Below are 19,036 nucleotides of genomic sequence, written 5' to 3' on the forward strand. Positions count from 1 at the left end.
AAGATATATCACATATTAAAGATGGGATATATCAATATTTTCACAATATAAATATTAGAATTATACATGTTGTCCACTAATTTGTATTTTTTAATATACAAATAGTCAGTGATAAAAATCTTAAGTTTATTGTAATATATAGATACATAAAAAGGATAAGAAGATTTATCTACGTGAGGAGGAAAATATAATATGGTTAAATCAACAATTAGACTTCGTATGAGTGCTCATGATGCACATTATGGTGGAGAATTGGTAGATGGAGCAAGGATGTTGGGACTTTTTGGAGATGTGGCGACTGAACTTTTGATCATAAATGATGGTGATGAGGGACTTTTTAAGGCTTATGACAGTGTAGAATTTTTAGCTCCTGTTCATGCCGGAGATTTTATTGAGGCAACAGGTGAGATAGTTTCATCAGGAAATACTTCCAGAAAGATGGTGTTTGAGGCAAGAAAGGTTATTACACCAAGAACAGATATAAATGATTCAGCCTGTGATGTTTTAGAAGAGCCGATAGTAGTTTGCAGAGCAAGTGGAACATGTGTGGTACTTAAGGACAGACAGAGAAAAAATAAATAGAGATAAATATGGATAAACTTATTATTACAGCATGTATATGTGGTGCAGAGGTCACAAAGGAACACAATCCTAATGTACCATATACAGTGGAAGAGATTGTAAGAGAAGCAAAGTCTGCTTATGATGCAGGAGCCGCTATTATACATTTGCATGTGAGAGAGGATGACGGAACACCTATACAGAGTGCAGACAGATTTAGAGAATGTATAGATGCTATAAGAAAAGTAATACCTGATGTTATTATCCAGCCTTCTACCGGTGGAGCGGTAGGTATGAGCAATGAGGAAAGGCTTGCTCCTACAACACTTCGCCCTGAGATGGCGACACTTGACTGTGGTACTTGTAATTTTGGCGGTGATGATATTTTTGTAAATACAGAAAATACTATCATAGAATTTGCAAACAGAATGAATGAACTTGGTATCAAGCCTGAAGTAGAAGTTTTTGATAAGGGAATGGTGGACATGGCCATTCGACTTAATAAAAAGGGAATCATAAAATCACCTATGCATTTTGATTTTGTAATGGGAGTAAATGGCGGTATTTCAGGTACTGCAAGAGATTTGAACTTTATGGTTGAAAGTATACCTGCAGGTTCAACATGGACAGCTTCCGGAGTAGGAAAGGCAGAGTTTCCCATGGTAACAATGGCGATTCTTATGGGAGGACATGCAAGGGTAGGCTTTGAAGATAATATATACCTGAGTAAAGGTGTGATGGCAAAGTCAAATGGAGAGCTGGTAGAAAAGGTCGTGAGATTAGCAAGGGAACTTGGCAGAGAAATAGCAACACCTACTGAAGCAAGGCAGATATTGGGTTTAAAGTAGATTGGAGGACTTATGCTAAAGGGAAATAAGTACGGTATTCATAGAGTTATAGAACCACAGGGAGTATTGACACAGGCTGCAAAGAAAATAGATAATGATATGACAAAGAGGTATTCAAATGAGATTATCTGTGATGTTATTTCATTAAATATAGATTCTGCTTCATTTACTCAAATTGAAGAAGCCTGTGATAAAGATATTGAAAAAATAGGAAAAATGATTCTGGATATAGTAAACGAAAGAGGAAAAATGCAAAATCCTGTAACAGGCTCAGGTGGAATGTTTATAGGTACAGTAAGCTATATCGGAGAAGATTTGGATACAGATATTCAGGTGGGAGATAAGATAGCTTCTTTGGTATCACTTTCTATGACACCTCTAAGAGTAGATAAAATAAAAGCAATTCATCCTGAGATAGATAGAGTGGACATAGAAGGTCAGGCGGTTTTGTTTGAAAGTGCATTATATGCAAAGCTTCCGGAGGATTTGCCGGAGCCACTGGCACTTGCAGCACTTGATGTAGCCGGAGCACCTGCACAGACTGCAAAGCTCGTACAATCAGGACAGAGTGTACTGGTACTTGGAGGTGCCGGAAAGAGTGGTATGCTGGTTTGCTATGAAGCAATGAAGAGAGTGGGACCTACAGGTAAGGTCGTAGCAATGGATTATAGCAAAGATGGCGTAGAAGAGTTAAAGAGAATGGGACTTTGCCATGAAGCTTTTCAGGCAAGTGCAGCACTTCCGGTAGAAGTACTTGATAAAGCACTTGAGCTTAATGATGGAAAAGAATATGATGTTTCGATATGCTGTGTAAATGTAAATAATTGTGAGATGAGTGCAATACTACCGGTTCGAGATGGTGGCTGTGTCTACTTCTTCTCAATGGCTACCAGCTTTACGAAGGCTGCACTTGGTGCTGAGGGTGTGGGCAAGGATATTGATATGATCATAGGAAATGGTTATACAAAGGGACATGATAAGATAACATTACAAGAGATTCGTGAAAATCCTGCAATTAGAGAGGTATTTGAAAAAAAATACGTGTAAATTACAGGATGTAAGGGGAAAAAATGAGAAATAGCAGAGAAAATGGTTTGTTTGCAGATATTCCTGATAATGAGTGGAATGACTGGAAATGGCAGCTTAGAAATAGAATAACTAATGTAGAAAGTTTAAAAAAATATGTAAAGCTTACAGAAAAGGAAGAAGAGGGTGTAAAAAGATGCCTTGAGAATCTAAGAATGGCTATTACACCATACTATCTTTCACTTATAGATTTAAATGATGAGAATGATCCGATAAGAAAGCAGGCAATACCTACAGTCTCCGAGCTTCATATAGCGAATGCAGATTTGGCTGATCCATTACATGAGGATACAGATTCACCGGTACATGGACTTACACATAGATATCCTGACAGAGTTTTATTTCTTGTAACAGATCAATGCTCAATGTATTGCAGGCATTGTACAAGAAGAAGATTTGCAGGACAAAACGATACAAGTGTACCTACATCACAGGTAGATGCATGTATCGACTATATAAGAAGGCATCCTGAAGTAAGAGATGTATTGCTTTCAGGTGGTGATGCACTTCTTATAAGTGATGAGAAGCTTGAGTATATTATATCAGAACTTAGAAAAATAGAGCATGTAGAGATAGTGAGAATTGGCTCAAGAACACCTGTTGTTATGCCTCAAAGAATCACACCTGAACTTGTAAATATGCTAAGAAAGTATCATCCTATATGGCTAAATACACATTTCAATCATCCAAGTGAGATTACAAAGGAGTCTGCTGAGGCTTGTGCAAGACTAGCTGATGCCGGCATACCTCTTGGAAATCAGACTGTACTTTTGGCAGGTATAAATGATTGTGTACATATAATGACAGATCTTGTACATGAACTTGTAAAAATAAGAGTTAGACCTTATTATATTTATCAATGTGATCTATCTCAGGGACTTGAGCATTTTAGAACTCCGGTTTCAAAGGGTATTGAGATTATAGAAGGACTTAGAGGACATACTTCCGGATACTGTGTTCCTACATTTGTAGTAGATGCACCCGGAGGTGGAGGAAAGACTCCTGTAATGCCTAATTATGTTATTTCACAGAGCCCCGGAAAGGTTATTCTTAGAAACTATGAAGGGGTTATAACCACATATACAGAGCCTGAGCATTATGAGAATCATTGTAATTGTGATATATGCAGAGGTAAAAAGGAAAGAAATTTAGGTGGTGTAGCAGCTCTTGAACAAGGCTTTGATATGACTATCGAACCTGCTGATCTGGCAAGGTATAGAAGATCACATGAAAAGAAATAGGAGATAGATAAATGAGTAAACTTGGACTTGATAAAAGTTTAATCTCTAAAGCTAGAAGTAGTGCAAAAAATGTTGCACTGGATGTCCAAGCCTTTATTGACGATCATACTACAGTAGCTGTAGAAAGAACAGTTTGTAGACTTTTAGGGATTGACGGAGTAAATAGTGTAGAAGTGCCACTGCCTAATGTTGTAGTAGACCATTTGGTAGAAAATAAGCTTCTTCCAATGGGAGCAGCATTTATGCTTGGAAACGCAATGCTTGAATTATCCATTTCACCAATGGAGATAGCACAGGGGATTGATAAGGGTGAAATAGACTTATCCAAATTGAATATTCACTCATCAAAGGAAATAGAGGATATAATAGCACCGGTTGCTAAAGCTATGGTGGAAAGAATTCAGAAAAATGTGGACAAGAGAAATGAGTATTTGGGTAAATTTGGAGATAAAGAAGGACCTTATCTATATCTTATAGTTGCAACAGGAAATATATATGAGGATATAACCCAGGCAGTAGCTGCTGCAAAGCAGGGTGCAGATATAATTGCCGTTATAAGAACTACAGGACAAAGTTTACTTGACTATGTTCCATATGGTGCTACTACAGAAGGGTTTGGTGGAACATATGCCACACAGGAAAACTTCAGACTGATGCGAAAAGCATTGGATGAGGTAGGTGAGAAGGAGAACAGGTATATCAGACTTTGTAACTACTGTTCCGGATTATGCATGCCTGAGATAGCAGCTATGGGTGCAATGGAAAGACTTGATGTTATGCTAAATGATGCACTCTATGGCATACTCTTTAGAGATATAAATATGCAGAGGACATTGGTAGACCAGTATTTTTCAAGAGTTATCAATGGATTTGCAGGGGTTATCATAAATACAGGAGAGGATAATTATCTTACTACAGCAGATGCTATAGAAGAGGCACATACAGTACTTGCATCACAGTTTTTGAACGAGCAGTTTGCAATAGAGGCAGGGCTTCCACCGGCACAACAGGGACTTGGGCATGCCTTTGAGATATCACCTGATGCAGAGAATGGATTCTTATTTGAACTGGCACAGGCACAGATGGCAAGAGAGATCTTTCCAAAGGCCCCCCTTAAATATATGCCACCTACAAAGTTTATGACAGGAAATATTTTTAGAGGTCATGTACAAGATGCACTTTTCAATATGGTAACTATTCTTACGAATCAAAAAATACATCTTCTTGGAATGATGACAGAGGCTATACACACTCCTTTCATGTCTGATAGAGCACTTGCAATAGAGAATGCACAGTATATATTTAGAACAATGAAGAATCTGGGAGATGAAATTGAGTTCAAAGAGGACGGTATCATTAGAAATAGGGCTAATGAAGTTTTAAATAAAGCTGCAGCACTTCTTTCAGAGATAGAGACAAATGGACTTTTTGCAACACTTGAAAAGGGAACTTTCGCAGATATAAAGAGACCTTTTAATGGAGGTAAGGGATTAGAAGGAGTTGTTGTTAAGGATAGTGTGTATTTTAATCCGTTCATTCCTCTTATGAAGAAGGAGGTGAAAGATGAGTAGTGGCTTATATAATCTAAATAAAGTCGAGTTTGATAAGACTCTGGATCTTACAAAGCTTAAAGCCTATGGCGATACTATGAATGACGGAAAGGTACAGGTCAGCTTTACACTTCCTATAAAGAATGATGAAAGGGGTGAGGAGGCTGCCAGAATTCTTGCAAAGAAGATGGGGCTTTCAGATGTAAATATCGCCCATAGAATGTCACTTGATGCAGAGTTTACATTTTATGTAGTTTATGGTAGCCTGGTACATACTGTTGATTATACAAATATTCATGTACAGACTGTAGAAGAAGAAACTATGAGTATGGAGGAAGTGAATGATTTTATTAAGGAAAATTTCCACCGAAAGATAGTTGTGGTAGGTGCTTCTACAGGTACTGATGCTCATACTGTAGGAATAGATGCTATAATGAACAGAAAAGGCTTTGCCGGACATTATGGACTTGAGAGATATGAAATGATAGAAGCTTACAATCTGGGATCACAGGTCGCAAATGAGGAGTTCATAGAGAAGGCAAGAGAGCTGAATGCAGATGTACTTTTGGTTTCACAGACAGTAACACAAAAAGATATTCATATAAAGAATCTAACAAATCTTGTGGAACTTTTGGAAGCCGAGGAACTGAGGGATAGGTATGTGCTTATCTGTGGAGGTGCAAGAATCACACATGAGTTGGCTAAAGAGCTTGGCTATGATGCAGGATTTGGAACAGGGAAGTTTGCAGATGATGTAGCTACATTTGCAGTCACAGAAATGTTAAGAAGAGGCTTAGGAAAGTAAAGGAGATGGTATGACAGGACTTATTCATGTATATGAAGGTGATGGTAAAGGAAAGACCACTGCAGCCGTAGGTTTGGCAGTAAGATGTGCAGGTAGTGGAAGAAGAGTCCTGTTTTCGCAATTTTTAAAAAGTGATACTTCAAATGAATTGAAGGTGCTAAGAAATATAGAAAATATTGAGGTATACACAAAAAAGAGTAATTTTGGATTTACATTTAATATGACTGATAATGAAAAAATTCTTGCAAAGGAATTTTTCAACGATCATTTAAAGGAAATTATTCATCTTGCTACTGAGAAGGAAGTAGACTTGTTGGTAATGGATGAGATAATAGATGCTTATAATCTTAATATGATAGAGCATGATATATTAATAGATTTTTTGAAATCCCGCCCCAAAAATCTAGAAGTTGTTATGACCGGAAGAAATCCGAAGGATGAGATAGTGGAAATGGCGGATTATCTGACACATTTTCAAAAGGTTAAGCATCCGTTTGACAAGGGCATAAGAGCCCGTGTCGGAATAGAAATGTAAAAGAGAGGAAAAGGTATGAATAGTGGTAATGACACTTATAATCCGGGGTTTTTTAGAAATAAAAAATCATACTTGCTATGTTTAGCAATCTTAATTGTAGTTTTGTGTCCAATGATAGTCTATGGTGCAGAGGCTGAAGCACCTAAGCCTGCTCTATATGCAACATTTTGGTCACTGATACCGCCGCTTATAGCTATTGTACTTGCTCTTATTAGTAAGGAAGTATATAGTTCACTTGCAATCGGACTTATTTTCGGTGGACTTTTGGCATCAGGATTCAAGTTTGAAGGAACAATGAAGGCCATATTTGAAAATGGATTTGTTTCAGTTTTATCCAGTGCTTACAATGTAGGTATTTTGATTTTCCTTGTTATTTTGGGAATGGTTGTTGCTCTTATGAATAAGACAGGTGGATCTGATGCCTTCGGTAAATGGGCATCAAAGAGAATTAAGACAAGAGTGGGAGCACAGCTTACGTCAATACTTCTTGGTTGTCTTATATTTATAGATGACTATTTTAACTGCCTCACAGTTGGTAGTGTTATGAGGCCTGTTACAGATAAGCATCAGGTTTCAAGAGCCAAGTTGGCATATTTGATAGATGCTACAGCTGCTCCGGTATGTATTATTTCACCTATTTCATCTTGGGCTGCTGCAGTTACAGGATTCGTTGATGGAGAAGACGGATTTACACTTTTTGTAAAGGCAATTCCTTTCAACTACTATGCACTTCTTACAATCGTAATGATGATTGTTATTACAGTATGGAAATTTGACTTTGGTCCTATGAGGCTTCATGAGGATAATGCAAAGAAGGGTGATCTCTTTACAACAGGAGAAGAGAAGTTTGAAGATCTTGATAGATGTGAGCATAAAAATGGTAAGCTTATAGATATGCTCTTCCCGATAGTTGCACTTATTATTTGTTGTGTTATTGGAATGCTTTATACAGGTGGAATATTCAGTGGTGCAGGCATTGTTGAAGCTTTCTCAAATTGTGATGCTTCCGTTGGACTTTCAATGGGTAGCTTTGTAGCACTTATCATCACATTAGCATTCTATATAGCAAGAAGATCACTTAAGTTTTCAGAATGTATGGATTGTTTACCTGCAGGATTTAAGGCAATGGTACCTGCAATTCTTATTCTTACATTTGCTTGGTCATTAAAGTCTATTACAGATGTATTGGGAGCAAAGGAGTTTGTTGCTACAATGATGGAACATTCAGCTAAAGGTATGCAATTACTGCTTCCGGCAATCATATTTGTAGTAGCAGTTTGTTTGGCTTTCTCAACAGGAACATCTTGGGGAACATTCGGTATACTTATACCTATAGTTGTTGCTGTATTTGCAGGAAAAGATTCACAGATGATGATAATTTCTATCTCAGCATGTATGGCAGGTGCTGTTTGTGGTGATCACTGTTCACCTATATCAGATACGACAATCATGGCGAGTGCCGGTGCACAGTCAAATCATATTAACCATGTAAATACACAGTTACCATATGCAATGTTAGTTGCAGCAGTATCATTTGTGAGTTATATAATAGCGGCTTTTGTAAAGAATGCAATTATATCACTTGTAATAGCGGTAGCATTGATGGTTGGTGTACTCTTTATCATAAAGAAAGTTACATATAAAGAAGGCACAGAAAAGGTGGCTTAAATATATATACTCCCTCAACAAAAAGGTTGGGGGAGTTTTTTATATAATAGATATTTTATAAAATAAATATTGTGAAATAATGTTTTATTACTCAATTAAATACTGATTATTTACGCGATAGTATGGTTTTTGAAAACTATATGTATAGTAGAACTCAGAATTATTATATATAAAAATTAATTGATATATGTAGAAATAATACATCTATAAGTTTTTCTTATAGGATGTATTATTTTTTTGAACTCAGAGCATCTGAAGATGACGGTGAGGGTATTCAGATTTTGGATATAAGCAAATTAAAGTTTGTGGTAAAAGCAGAGTGGGCAATAGAATGTGCATTATTGGACCTTTTAGGGCAGTATATGGATTTGCCTATGTGTGAATTGCTTGGAAACGGAAAACAAAGAGATAAGGTTGAGACCTTAGGTTATTTATTTTATGTAAGTAATAAAGAGAAAGCTAAGGGATATTTGGAATACTTATTTATATTTGTATACTTAGAACATGGTAAATATTTTAGATTTTAACATTGGTTACAGATTTTTTTGTGTCCGGTAATTAGAATAGAAATGGTTTATAGTAAGAACCTAAACTTATGGACTAGGTTCTATTTTGATAATAAAGGAGATTTTATGAATAAATATTTTGATATAAAAGATAAAGTATATGATGTTACTGAGAAGTATCCGGAGCTTATAGAGGTATTGGCTGCCGCAGGATTTGAAAATCTAAAGAACGATATGATGAGAAAGACCATGGGGAGAGCTATAAGCCTTGAAATGGCTTTAAAGAGCAAAAGTATCAATGTCGAAGTTTTCGAAAGGCAGTTAGTAGAGGCTATCGAGAGAAAAAATACAATGTCTGATAATAATGGTGTTGTAAGAAACATGAATGAAAATGCCAGAACTTCTGTGAAGGGAATTTTGCCATGTCCTGTGAGAATGCAGTTTATTGAGAGTTTTGAAAAGTTTGTAGAAAGTCAGGACTATGAAATAAATTACAACTTAAATGCTGCAAGCATGGGAATGGAAGTTATTGAAAAAGAGATATTAGATGCAAAGAGCGAAGAAGATCTGTCAGATATATACATGTCTGCAGGTTTTAATCTTTTTTTTGATAAGAAATATATGGGAAGATTTAGAGATAAGGGTATTTTCGTAGATTTTAGACAGGGAAAATTAAATAAATCTCTAGACAATGGAATGATTTCCTTAAAGGATCCTAAGGGAGAATATTCTATAATAGGTGTCGTTCCTGCTATCTTTATTGTGAATAAAGATATGTTAAAAGGTAGAGAAATGCCTACATCTTGGGAAGATTTATTTAAGCCTGAATTTGAAAACTCTATAGCACTTCCTACTGCAGATTTGGATATGTTTAATGCAATAATGCTTGGAATATACTCAAAGTATGGTAGAGAAGGAGTAGAGGCACTTGGACGAGGTCTTTTAAAGTCTATGCATCCTGCACAAATGGTAAAAAGTGGAGGAAGAAAAGATTTAGACACACCGGCTGTAAGTATAATGCCATATTTCTTTTCAAAGACTATAAAAGAAAATTCAAGTATGACAGTGGTTTGGCCTAAGGATGGAGCTATTATAAGTCCGGTATTCCTTTTGACAAAAAAGAAAAACTATGAAAACAGTAAAGCTTTAATAGATTTTCTCTTTTCAAATGAAGTAGCAAATATCTTGGGAGCAGATGGGAAGTTCCCACAGACAAATCCGGAGTATGATAATAAATTAGAAGATAATCAAAATTTTCTGTGGGCAGGATGGGATTTCATACATTCCAATGATATAGGTAAAATACTAAATGACACTGAAAAATGGTTTTATGGGAAGACAGAATAAGGAGGAATATATGAATTTAGTTATAGTTTCAGGGCCTCCTTCATCCGGAAAAACATCAGTTATTTTAAAAACTATAGAAGCTATGAAAGATAGAGGTATAAAGGCAGGAGTTGTAAAATTTGACTGTTTATATACAGATGATGATATTATATATGAAAAGGCAAATATTCCGGTTAAAAAAGGACTTTCAGGAGGTCTTTGTCCGGATCATTTCTTTGCCTCAAATATAGAAGATGTGGTTAAATGGGGAAATTCTATGAATTTAGATTTGCTTATTACTGAATCAGCGGGACTTTGTAATCGCTGTTCACCATATATCACAGATATTAAGGGCGTATGTGTCATTGATAATCTTTCAGGAATAAATACACCTAAGAAAATAGGACCTATGTTAAAGGCGGCAGATATTGTAGTTATTACAAAGGGAGATATAGTAAGTCAAGCTGAAAGAGAAGTGTTCAGCGGGAGGGTAAGTGCGGTAAATCCTAGAGCCATGGTAATGAATGTAAATGGACTTAGTGGACAGGGAGCTTTTGAACTTTCTACATTAATATATGATAGTGAGAAAAATACTGAATCAGTACAAGGAATGAAACTTAGGTTTGCCATGCCTTCAGCTATGTGTTCATATTGTTTAGGAGAAACAAGAATAGGTGAGGATTATCAGTTGGGTAATACAAAGAAAATGCAATGGGAGGTGAATAAATGAGTGAAATACAGTTAAAAGAATTGCTTGAAAAGTATCCCTTTGTTGCAGATTTTTTTGAGAGTACAGGCTTTGATATCAGTGAAAATTTAGATTCTACATTTACAGAGTATTTAGACAAATTTTCAGAAGAGGAATTGGAAGAAAAAGCTATAGACAAGAGTGAAATCAAAAAACAACTTGACATATTTGTCCAACAAATGCTACAATTCTTGGGCGATAATAAGGAAAATATAGAGAGTTTAACCATTTATCCTGGACATAACAAAAGTGGTGAAAAGGAAAAATTTGAAAAATTCGACATATTTTCTTCACAAATTGTGTCTATAGTAGGACCTACAGGATCCGGTAAGAGTAGATTGCTTGCTGACATAGAATGGACAGCACAAAATGATACCCCTACCGGTCGCACCATTTATATAAATGGAAAGAAACCGGATCCAAAATGGCGATATTCTACAAATAATAAGTTGGTTGCACAACTCTCACAAAATATGAACTTTGTTATGGACCTCACAGCCCATGAGTTTATAACTATGCATGCTGAAAGCAGAATGGTTGAAGATATCGAGACAGTGGTAGAAAAGATATTACATGAAGCTAATAAGCTTGCAGGAGAGAATTTTGCACCTGATACTGCAGTTACAGCTCTAAGCGGAGGACAGTCAAGAGCTCTTATGATTGCAGATACAGCAGTGCTAAGCTCTTCCCCAATAGTTTTGATAGATGAAATAGAAAATGCCGGAATAGATAGAAAAAAGGCATTGGATCTTTTAGTATCACAGGATAAGATAGTTCTGATGGCTACTCATGATCCTCTTTTGGCATTGATGGCTGATAAAAGAATAGTTATCAAAAATGGTGGAATTGATAAGATAATAGAGACTACACAAGAAGAGAAAGAAGTTTTGGTGCGACTAAATGATATTGACGGAATTATGCAAGAAGCTAGAAAGAAATTGCGTGCGGGTATGACGCTTAAAGGAGATATATGTCAGGAAGTTACACAGAGTCCCCACTCTTTAGGGGAATGACAGAAGAAGAGATAGAACTTTGCTTAAAAGAAGCAAAGGCAGATATAGTAGGATTTAGAAAGGGAGAAATGATTTTCAATCAGGGAGACAAACCAAGATATATTACCATGCTGCTTGAGGGTAGTGTGTCAGTAGGTAATGACTCGGTGAATGGAAAGAGAAGCATATTAGGTATGTTTTCAAATCCCGGAGAACTTTTTGGTGAAGTTTTTTTATTTCTAAATCATGATGAATATGCAAATTATGCATGTGCGAGTGCACCAAGTAAGGTTTTAGAGATACCGAAGGATTATCTTACAAAATTTGGAGATGAGCCTTCACCAATGCAAAATAAGATGCTGTCAAACCTACTCACAATTTTTGCAGAGAGAACTTACTATTTGAATAATAGATTACAAGTACTTTCATGTTCAACATTAAAACAAAAGATTGCAAGATTCATACTGCAAAATATGAATGATAGGGATAGAGTTACATTAAAGATGAGTAGAGAAGAGTTTGCAGACTTTTTAAATGCTGCAAGACCATCACTTTCAAGAGAGCTTATGAAAATGCAGGAAGACGGCTACATAAAAGTAGTAAGGAAGGATTTGATTGTTAAAAATCTGGAAGGATTAAAAAGTCTTTAAAAAAATATTGTTCGGTAACGAAAATTACAGTTTTTCTAATTTCTTTCTGATATTATACAGTCATGCACTAGATGCAAAGAATAAAATAAAATCTGTAAAACAGATTGCTCATAGACTGTAAAACGGTCATAGTAAGAGGAGGTAGAAATGGAAAACAAAATGTTTTGTTATCAGTGTCAAGAGACAGCAGGTAACACAGGTTGTACACAGGTAGGTGTATGTGGTAAGAAGCCGGAAGTTGCAAATATGCAAGACTTGCTTATATATGTAAGTAAGGGTATATCAGCTATTACAACAAGACTTCGTGCAGAAGGAAAAGAAATAAGTAAGGAAGTAAATCACCTTATTACATTAAATCTTTTTATTACAATCACAAATGCAAACTTTGATAATGATGCTATTATAGCTAGAATCAAGAAGACACTTGATGTTAAGAAAGAACTTTTAAATGAACTTTCAAATAAAGACGGTTTACCGGAGGCATCACTTTGGGAGTCATATGATGAGAGCGAGTATCTTACAAAGGCGGCTACAGTAGGTGTTCTTGCAACAGAAAATGAGGATATCAGAAGTCTTAGAGAGCTTATTATATATGGACTTAAAGGACTTTCTGCATATTCAAAGCATGCAAATGCACTTTTACAGGATGATGGTGAGGTGGATGCATTCTTACAGAGAGCATTGGCAGCAACACTTGATGATAAGCTTGGAGTGGATGAGCTTGTAGCACTTACACTTGAGACAGGTAAGTATGGTGTAAATGGAATGGCTTTGCTTGATAAGGCAAACACAACAGCTTATGGTAATCCTGAGATCACAACAGTTGATATCGGTGTAGGTAAAAACCCGGGTATCCTTGTTTCAGGTCATGACTTAAGAGATCTTGAGATGCTCTTAAAGCAGACACAGGGAAGCGGAGTAGATGTTTATACTCACTCAGAGATGCTTGCAGGTCAGTATTATCCTGAGCTTAAGAAGTATTCAAACCTTAAGGGTAACTATGGTAATGCATGGTGGAAGCAGAAAGAGGAGTTTGAGAGTTTTAATGGACCGATCCTTATGACTACTAACTGTATAGTACCACCTAAGGCAAGTTATATAGATAGACTTTATACAACAGGTTCAGCAGGATATCCGGGATGTAAGCATATTGCAGGTGATATTGGTGAGGAGAAAGATTTCTCAGAGATAATTGAACAGGCTAAGAAGTGTGCACCTCCAACAGAGATTGAGAGTGGAAATATTGTAGGTGGTTTTGCACATGCACAGGTTCTTGCACTTGCAGATAAGGTAGTAGATGCTGTTAAATCAGGTGCTATTTCAAAGTTTGTTGTAATGGCAGGTTGTGATGGACGTTCAAAGGCAAGAAACTACTATACAGATTTTGCAAAGGCTCTTCCAAAGGATGCCATTATTCTTACAGCCGGATGTGCTAAGTACAAATATAATAAGCTTGACCTTGGAGATATAGGCGGTATTCCAAGAGTGCTTGATGCAGGTCAGTGTAATGACTCTTATTCATTGGCAGTTATCGCACTTAAGCTTAAGGAAGTATTTGGTCTGGATGATATCAATGATCTTCCACTTGAGTTCAATATTGCATGGTATGAGCAGAAGGCAGTTATTGTTTTACTTGCACTTTTATACTTAGGAGTAAAGAATATTCACCTTGGACCAACACTTCCTGGATTCCTTTCACCAAATGTGGCTAAGGTTTTAGTTGACAACTTTGGTATTGCAGGTATTGGAACAGTTGAGGATGATATCGAGCTTTTCTTTGGAAAAGTTGAGAAAGAAGTGGTTGATGGAAAGTACAGCCCTGATATGCTTATTGGAGAGGTGCTCTCAGAGAACCCTGCAGCTGCAAATGTGCTTATGGAAATAGGTATGCACTGTCTTGGATGCCCATCATCACAGATGGAATCACTTGCAGAGGCAGCAATGGTACATGGCATTGAGGTAAATGAACTTATCAGCAGATTAAATCAGCTAGGATAATTTATATATAGATTTAAAAATCGCTCAAGTCGAAAGACTTGGGCGATTTTATTTTGAAAAATTTTACAAAAAAGATGAGAGCCACATGCAAACCTTGTGGATCACATATGGCTCTCATACGGAGATATCACACATATAGTATACAATTTATAAAAAATAAATCAAGTAAACTTTTTGTGAACGAAGCCGGCTTAAGCTTTTACTTGTCCATTCTTTTTATAAATCTGTTAAATTCTAAATCTGACATTGTATCATTTTCATGTTTTAACTTTCTATAGGTAGAAGGTGTAAGACTGTAGTGATTTTTAAATGCCTTTGAAAATACTGATAAAGAGTCGTATCCGCAGGAGTAGGCAACATTTTCTACAGATAATGCTGAGTCATCAAGTAAATGGCAAGCTCTGTTCAATCTACAGTAAGTTAAATATTCAGAGGGTGAATGTCCCATACTGGTTTTAAAAATTGTAAAAAGATAGTTTCTACTTATACCAAGATGAGAAGAGACATCAGCAACTCCTATTGGATGATAAAAATTGTTCTGTATAAATTCTATAGCTCTAACCAAATAATTATTATTTCTTAGTTCAGAGGATTGACTTATAGATTCTGAGTACATAGTATCCGGGCAGAGAGAACTTAAGAAATCAAATAATAGTGATTGTCTCTTCAGCTCTTCCTTCAATCCGCTTGAATCTGTATCAAGTATGGCATCTGCTATTGAAATCATATGGCTTTTCTCACCATGTAGAATAGGATTTTTATAATTAATACCCATTCTTGATAATATTTCTGAAACCTTGTAACCCTTGAATGCAACCCAAAGATAATGCCATGGATCATCAAAATCCGCTTGATAAAAAGTCATAGCAGTAGGTTCTATAAGAAAAGCTTGGTTTTCACATAGATCATATTCAACATTGTCACAGAAAAATTTACCCTTACCGCTCAATATATAGTGAATAATATAGCAAGGTCTTATGGCAGGTCCAAATCTATGTCCTGGACTACATTTTTCTTGTCCGGCAAAATTTATAAAGCAATCAGAAAACATCTGATCATTGAATAGTTTGAATCTTACATTATCCATAATGCTCCACTTTCAGTATATTTATTAAATTGAAAATATATCATAAATATATTTTATTTTTTTATAAGTTTAAATGCAATGTAAAAAGCTTAAGATTTAATAAAATTAGGAGTAAAAAGTTTTTGTATTTAAAGAACATTGGTTTACAAAAGAACCAATTATAGAAATAACAGTATATAAATAAGATAAGTAGTAATATAGTGATTTATAGTTATATAGATATAAAATATTTGAAACTGATTACATTTTAACAAATTTATATAACATTTTGAAATGAAGACCTAAAAAAAATATACTATCATAAAAACATAAATTTGAGGGAGGACTTAAAATGTTTAAGAAAAAAATACTTGGTTTAGCATTGTCATCATTAATGGCATTGTCTTTAGTAGCTTGTGGAGGAGCTTCATCATCAGAAAGTACATCATCAGGAGGCTCAGATACAAAAGCTGCCGCAGAAGGCTCACAGAGCAGTAGTGACGGCGGAAAGATCACAGTTGCTATATGGGATAACGGACAAAAACCGGGATTACAGGAAATCATAAATGATTTTACTGCAGAAACAGGATATCAGGTAGATCTTCAGGTAATCTCATGGGACGCATATTGGACATTACTTGAGGCAGGTGCTTCGGGTGGAAGTATGCCGGATGTATTCTGGATGCATTCCAATGAATCACAAAAATATATGGAAAATGATATACTTATGGATCTTACTGACAGAATCAAATCAAGTGATAAACTTGAGATGGATAAATTCCCTGAGGATGTTAGGAAATTATATGAAAATGATGGAAAAACTTATGCTATACCAAAGGATGTGGATACAATAGCACTTTGGTACAATAAGACAATGTTTGATGAGGCAGGTATTGCATATCCGGATGAAAACTGGACATGGGATGATTACTATGATGCAGCCGTAAAGCTTACAAAGCCTGATGGAAGTCAGTTCGGTACAGCTATGAATCCTACAAACAATCAGGATGGATGGTACAATATAGTATATTCAATGGGTGGAAAGATTATTTCAGATGATATGAAGACATCCGGAATGGATGATCCTAATACATTAAAGGCAATGGAATTTGTAGATAAACTTAGAAAAGATGCTATGCCTGATGCTACCGTGATGTCTGAGACAGGTACAGATGTACTTTTACAGTCCGGAAAGATTGCAATGTTGCCACAGGGTTCATGGATGGTAGCACCATTTAAAGAGAATGAGTATCTTGTTGCAAACTGTGATGTAGCTGTACTTCCAAAGGATGCTACTACAGGCAAGAGAGTAAGTCTTTATAACGGTCTTGGTTGGGCTGCAAGTGCAAATACTAAGAATCCTGAAGGTGCTTGGAAGCTTATTGAGTGGTTCTCAACAAAGGAGAATCAGGAAAAACAGGCAGAACTTGGTGTAACAATGGCGGCATATGAGGGTGTATCTGATTTGTGGAAGAATAATACAGATAAATTCAATCTTCAAGCATATTTAACAATGTTAAATGACAGTGATCTTGTAATTAGACCGCACTCAAGAGCAACAGTAGTTTGGGAAAACCAAAATTCAGCTAATCTTGTAGAGGCTTGGAGTAATAAGGTAAGCATAGACGAAGCATGTAAGAAGGCTGCAACTGATATGAATGAGCTATTGTCACAGGAATAATTGTTGTAATTTATTCGAAGCTGCTACATTTTGTAGCAGCTTTTTTATAAAGGAGAGTGTATGAGCAAACTGAGAATGTCACCGAGGCAAAAGAGTGAACTAAGATGGGGATGGGCATTTATGTTTCCGACAGTTCTAGGACTATTGGTACTTAATATATATCCTACAATAAGAACAATATATCAAAGCTTTTTCAAAACCGGAGATTTCGGAAAGGGAAATAAGTTCGTAGGTTTTGGAAATTATATAAAGCTTTTTAAAGGCACTGAAATATGGCAGGCAATTATAAATACATTTAAATATGCAATAGTGGAGGTTCCATTTTCTATAGCAATCGCTTTGGTACTTGCAGTATTTTTGAATGGTAAAATAAAGGGTAGAGGAATTTATCGTACTATTTTCTTCTTGCCTATGGTTGCAGCACCTGCAGCAGTGGCCATGGTTTGGAGATGGCTTTATAACTCTGAGTTTGGACTTATAAATAACATTTTTCATTCAAAAGTTAACTGGATTTCAAATCCTAATATAGCTGTATATTCTATTGCGGTTATAGGTATATGGTCAATTATTGGCTACAATATGATTTTGTTTATTTCAGGTTTACAGGAAATACCGGCTGATTATTATGAGGCATCAAGCCTTGACGGTGCTAGTGGAATACATCAATTTTTTAATATTACGATACCATTGCTTTCACCTACTATATTCTTTGTAACAATTACTAGAGTGATAGGTGGCTTCATGGTATTTGACCTTATATATATGGTAATGGATAGGAACAATCCGGCACTTCCAAAAACTCAATCATTAGTATTTTTATTCTATCAATATGCTTTTAGAAATCAGGATAAGGGTATGGGAGCAGCAGTTGTGGTAGTTCTTTTGTTGATTGTTATAATTATTACAGTATTACAAATGTTGGCACAGAAAAAATGGGTTCATTATAACTAGGAGGAAATATGAAATTAAATAAACTTTTAATTCATGTGATACTGATCATTGTATCCATAACTATGATTGTTCCCTTTGCATGGATGGCACTCACAGCTTTTAAAACAGTGACAGAGTCTACCAGCGTGAATCCATTTACAATACTTCCATCAAAATGGATCACATCAAATTTCACTGAAGTCATCAATAATATGGACTTTATTAAATTGTATTTAAATACATTATTGCTGATAGTTGGTAGAGTATTTTTCGCTGTAATGACTTCAACCATAGCGGGTTATGCTTTGGCAAGGCTTGAATTTCCGGGCAAGACTATATGCTTCGGTCTTGTACTGTTCCAGATGATGGTTCCCGGTCAGATATTTATAATACCACAGTATCTTATGGTAAGTAAGCTTGGAATGCTGGATACTATTTTTGCTTTAATTTTTCCGGGACTTGTATCAGCATTTGGAACATTCCTACTTAGACAGACATTTATGTCTCTACCTAGAGATTTGGAAGAGGCGGCAAGAATAGACGGATGTAATATAGGACAGACATTTTTACTTATAATGATGCCACTTGTGCGTTCAGGAATGATTGCACTTGGAATTTTTACAGCTGTGTTTGCATATAAAGATTTGATGTGGCCAATGATTGTAAACAAGAATGTTATGCCTCTATCAGCAGCACTTGCTAAGATGCAGGGACAGTATACGAATAACTATCCACAGCTGATGGCAGCTTCATTACTTGCGTGTATTCCTATGATCATTCTATATCTAATATTCCAGAAGCAGTTTGTAGAAGGTATAGCAACGTCAGGGGGAAAATTATAATAT

18 protein-coding genes are annotated in these 19,036 nt (G+C 35.9%); 17 read left to right on the plus strand and 1 reads right to left on the minus strand.

Annotation, left to right across the window (positions count from 1 at the left end; all coding sequences use genetic code 11):
* Positions 1-192 precede the first annotated feature (192 nt).
* The 14 genes from kal (at position 193) to hcp (ending at position 14,514) form a co-directional block, all read left to right on the plus strand.
* Entirely contained in the window at positions 193-582 is a 390-nt protein-coding gene (kal, locus tag D4A81_RS03610; RefSeq protein WP_111525443.1) for a 3-aminobutyryl-CoA ammonia lyase, read from the plus strand.
* Positions 583-590: 8 nt separating this feature from the next.
* Positions 591-1,409, plus strand: a complete 819-nt coding sequence (kce, locus tag D4A81_RS03615) for a 3-keto-5-aminohexanoate cleavage enzyme (RefSeq protein ID WP_111525444.1) — start codon at positions 591-593, stop codon at positions 1,407-1,409.
* A gap of 12 nt (positions 1,410-1,421) precedes the next feature.
* Positions 1,422-2,456 (plus strand): L-erythro-3,5-diaminohexanoate dehydrogenase, encoded by a 1,035-nt coding sequence (kdd, locus tag D4A81_RS03620; RefSeq protein ID WP_111525445.1) that lies wholly within the window; start codon positions 1,422-1,424, stop codon positions 2,454-2,456.
* Positions 2,457-2,479: 23 nt separating this feature from the next.
* The gene (gene kamA / locus D4A81_RS03625) at positions 2,480-3,736 is read left to right on the plus strand and encodes a lysine 2,3-aminomutase (RefSeq protein WP_111525446.1); all 1,257 of its coding nucleotides are present in this window, start codon (positions 2,480-2,482) and stop codon (positions 3,734-3,736) included.
* A gap of 11 nt (positions 3,737-3,747) precedes the next feature.
* Positions 3,748-5,307 carry a lysine 5,6-aminomutase subunit alpha gene (gene kamD, locus D4A81_RS03630; protein ID WP_111525447.1) on the plus strand — a complete coding sequence of 520 codons (1,560 nt, stop codon included), beginning with the start codon at positions 3,748-3,750 and terminating at the stop codon, positions 5,305-5,307.
* The gene (kamE, locus tag D4A81_RS03635; RefSeq protein ID WP_111525448.1) at positions 5,300-6,091 is read left to right on the plus strand and encodes a lysine 5,6-aminomutase subunit beta; all 792 of its coding nucleotides are present in this window, start codon (positions 5,300-5,302) and stop codon (positions 6,089-6,091) included. The genes kamD and kamE overlap by 8 nt, the downstream gene beginning before the upstream one ends.
* Before the next feature lie 10 nt (positions 6,092-6,101).
* Positions 6,102-6,626, plus strand: coding sequence for a cob(I)yrinic acid a,c-diamide adenosyltransferase (locus tag D4A81_RS03640; RefSeq protein ID WP_111525449.1), 525 nt, complete (start codon positions 6,102-6,104; stop codon positions 6,624-6,626).
* Between the two features lie 15 nt (positions 6,627-6,641).
* Positions 6,642-8,294: a Na+/H+ antiporter NhaC family protein gene (locus D4A81_RS03645; RefSeq protein ID WP_111525450.1), complete on the plus strand. Its 1,653-nt coding sequence runs from the start codon at positions 6,642-6,644 to the stop codon at positions 8,292-8,294.
* A 224-nt stretch (positions 8,295-8,518) separates the two neighbouring features.
* The gene (locus tag D4A81_RS03650) at positions 8,519-8,821 is read left to right on the plus strand and encodes a hypothetical protein (protein WP_330405123.1); all 303 of its coding nucleotides are present in this window, start codon (positions 8,519-8,521) and stop codon (positions 8,819-8,821) included.
* 105 nt (positions 8,822-8,926) lie between these two features.
* A complete protein-coding gene (locus D4A81_RS03655; protein WP_111525451.1) occupies positions 8,927-10,147 on the plus strand; it encodes an ABC transporter substrate-binding protein in 1,221 nt (406 codons plus the stop codon).
* 10 nt (positions 10,148-10,157) lie between these two features.
* On the plus strand, positions 10,158-10,856 hold the full coding sequence (locus D4A81_RS03660; RefSeq protein ID WP_111525462.1) for a GTP-binding protein: 699 nt from the start codon (positions 10,158-10,160) through the stop codon (positions 10,854-10,856).
* Positions 10,853-11,887, plus strand: coding sequence for an ATP-binding cassette domain-containing protein (locus D4A81_RS03665; RefSeq protein WP_111525452.1), 1,035 nt, complete (start codon positions 10,853-10,855; stop codon positions 11,885-11,887). The genes D4A81_RS03660 and D4A81_RS03665 overlap by 4 nt, the downstream gene beginning before the upstream one ends.
* Positions 11,845-12,516: a Crp/Fnr family transcriptional regulator gene (locus D4A81_RS03670; RefSeq protein ID WP_111525453.1), complete on the plus strand. Its 672-nt coding sequence runs from the start codon at positions 11,845-11,847 to the stop codon at positions 12,514-12,516. The genes D4A81_RS03665 and D4A81_RS03670 overlap by 43 nt, the downstream gene beginning before the upstream one ends.
* A 147-nt stretch (positions 12,517-12,663) precedes the next feature.
* The gene (gene hcp, locus D4A81_RS03675; RefSeq protein WP_111525454.1) at positions 12,664-14,514 is read left to right on the plus strand and encodes a hydroxylamine reductase; all 1,851 of its coding nucleotides are present in this window, start codon (positions 12,664-12,666) and stop codon (positions 14,512-14,514) included.
* Between the two features lie 199 nt (positions 14,515-14,713).
* Here hcp and D4A81_RS03680 read toward each other — a convergent pair whose 3' ends face one another.
* Entirely contained in the window at positions 14,714-15,601 is an 888-nt protein-coding gene (locus D4A81_RS03680; protein WP_111525455.1) for an AraC family transcriptional regulator, read from the minus strand.
* Positions 15,602-15,932: 331 nt separating this feature from the next.
* Between D4A81_RS03680 and D4A81_RS03685 the strand changes: the two genes are divergently transcribed.
* The 3 genes from D4A81_RS03685 to D4A81_RS03695 are packed head-to-tail and all read left to right on the plus strand — an operon-like array spanning position 15,933 to position 19,033.
* A complete protein-coding gene (locus tag D4A81_RS03685; protein ID WP_111525456.1) occupies positions 15,933-17,261 on the plus strand; it encodes an ABC transporter substrate-binding protein in 1,329 nt (442 codons plus the stop codon).
* Positions 17,262-17,321: 60 nt separating this feature from the next.
* Positions 17,322-18,212 (plus strand): carbohydrate ABC transporter permease, encoded by an 891-nt coding sequence (locus D4A81_RS03690; protein ID WP_111525457.1) that lies wholly within the window; start codon positions 17,322-17,324, stop codon positions 18,210-18,212.
* Between the two features lie 8 nt (positions 18,213-18,220).
* Positions 18,221-19,033 (plus strand): carbohydrate ABC transporter permease, encoded by an 813-nt coding sequence (locus D4A81_RS03695; protein WP_111525458.1) that lies wholly within the window; start codon positions 18,221-18,223, stop codon positions 19,031-19,033.
* The last annotated feature ends 3 nt before the right edge of the window (positions 19,034-19,036 follow it).

Origin of the sequence: Lachnoanaerobaculum umeaense, from assembly GCF_003589745.1 — a bacterium.
GTDB classification, from domain to species: domain Bacteria; phylum Bacillota; class Clostridia; order Lachnospirales; family Lachnospiraceae; genus Lachnoanaerobaculum; species Lachnoanaerobaculum umeaense.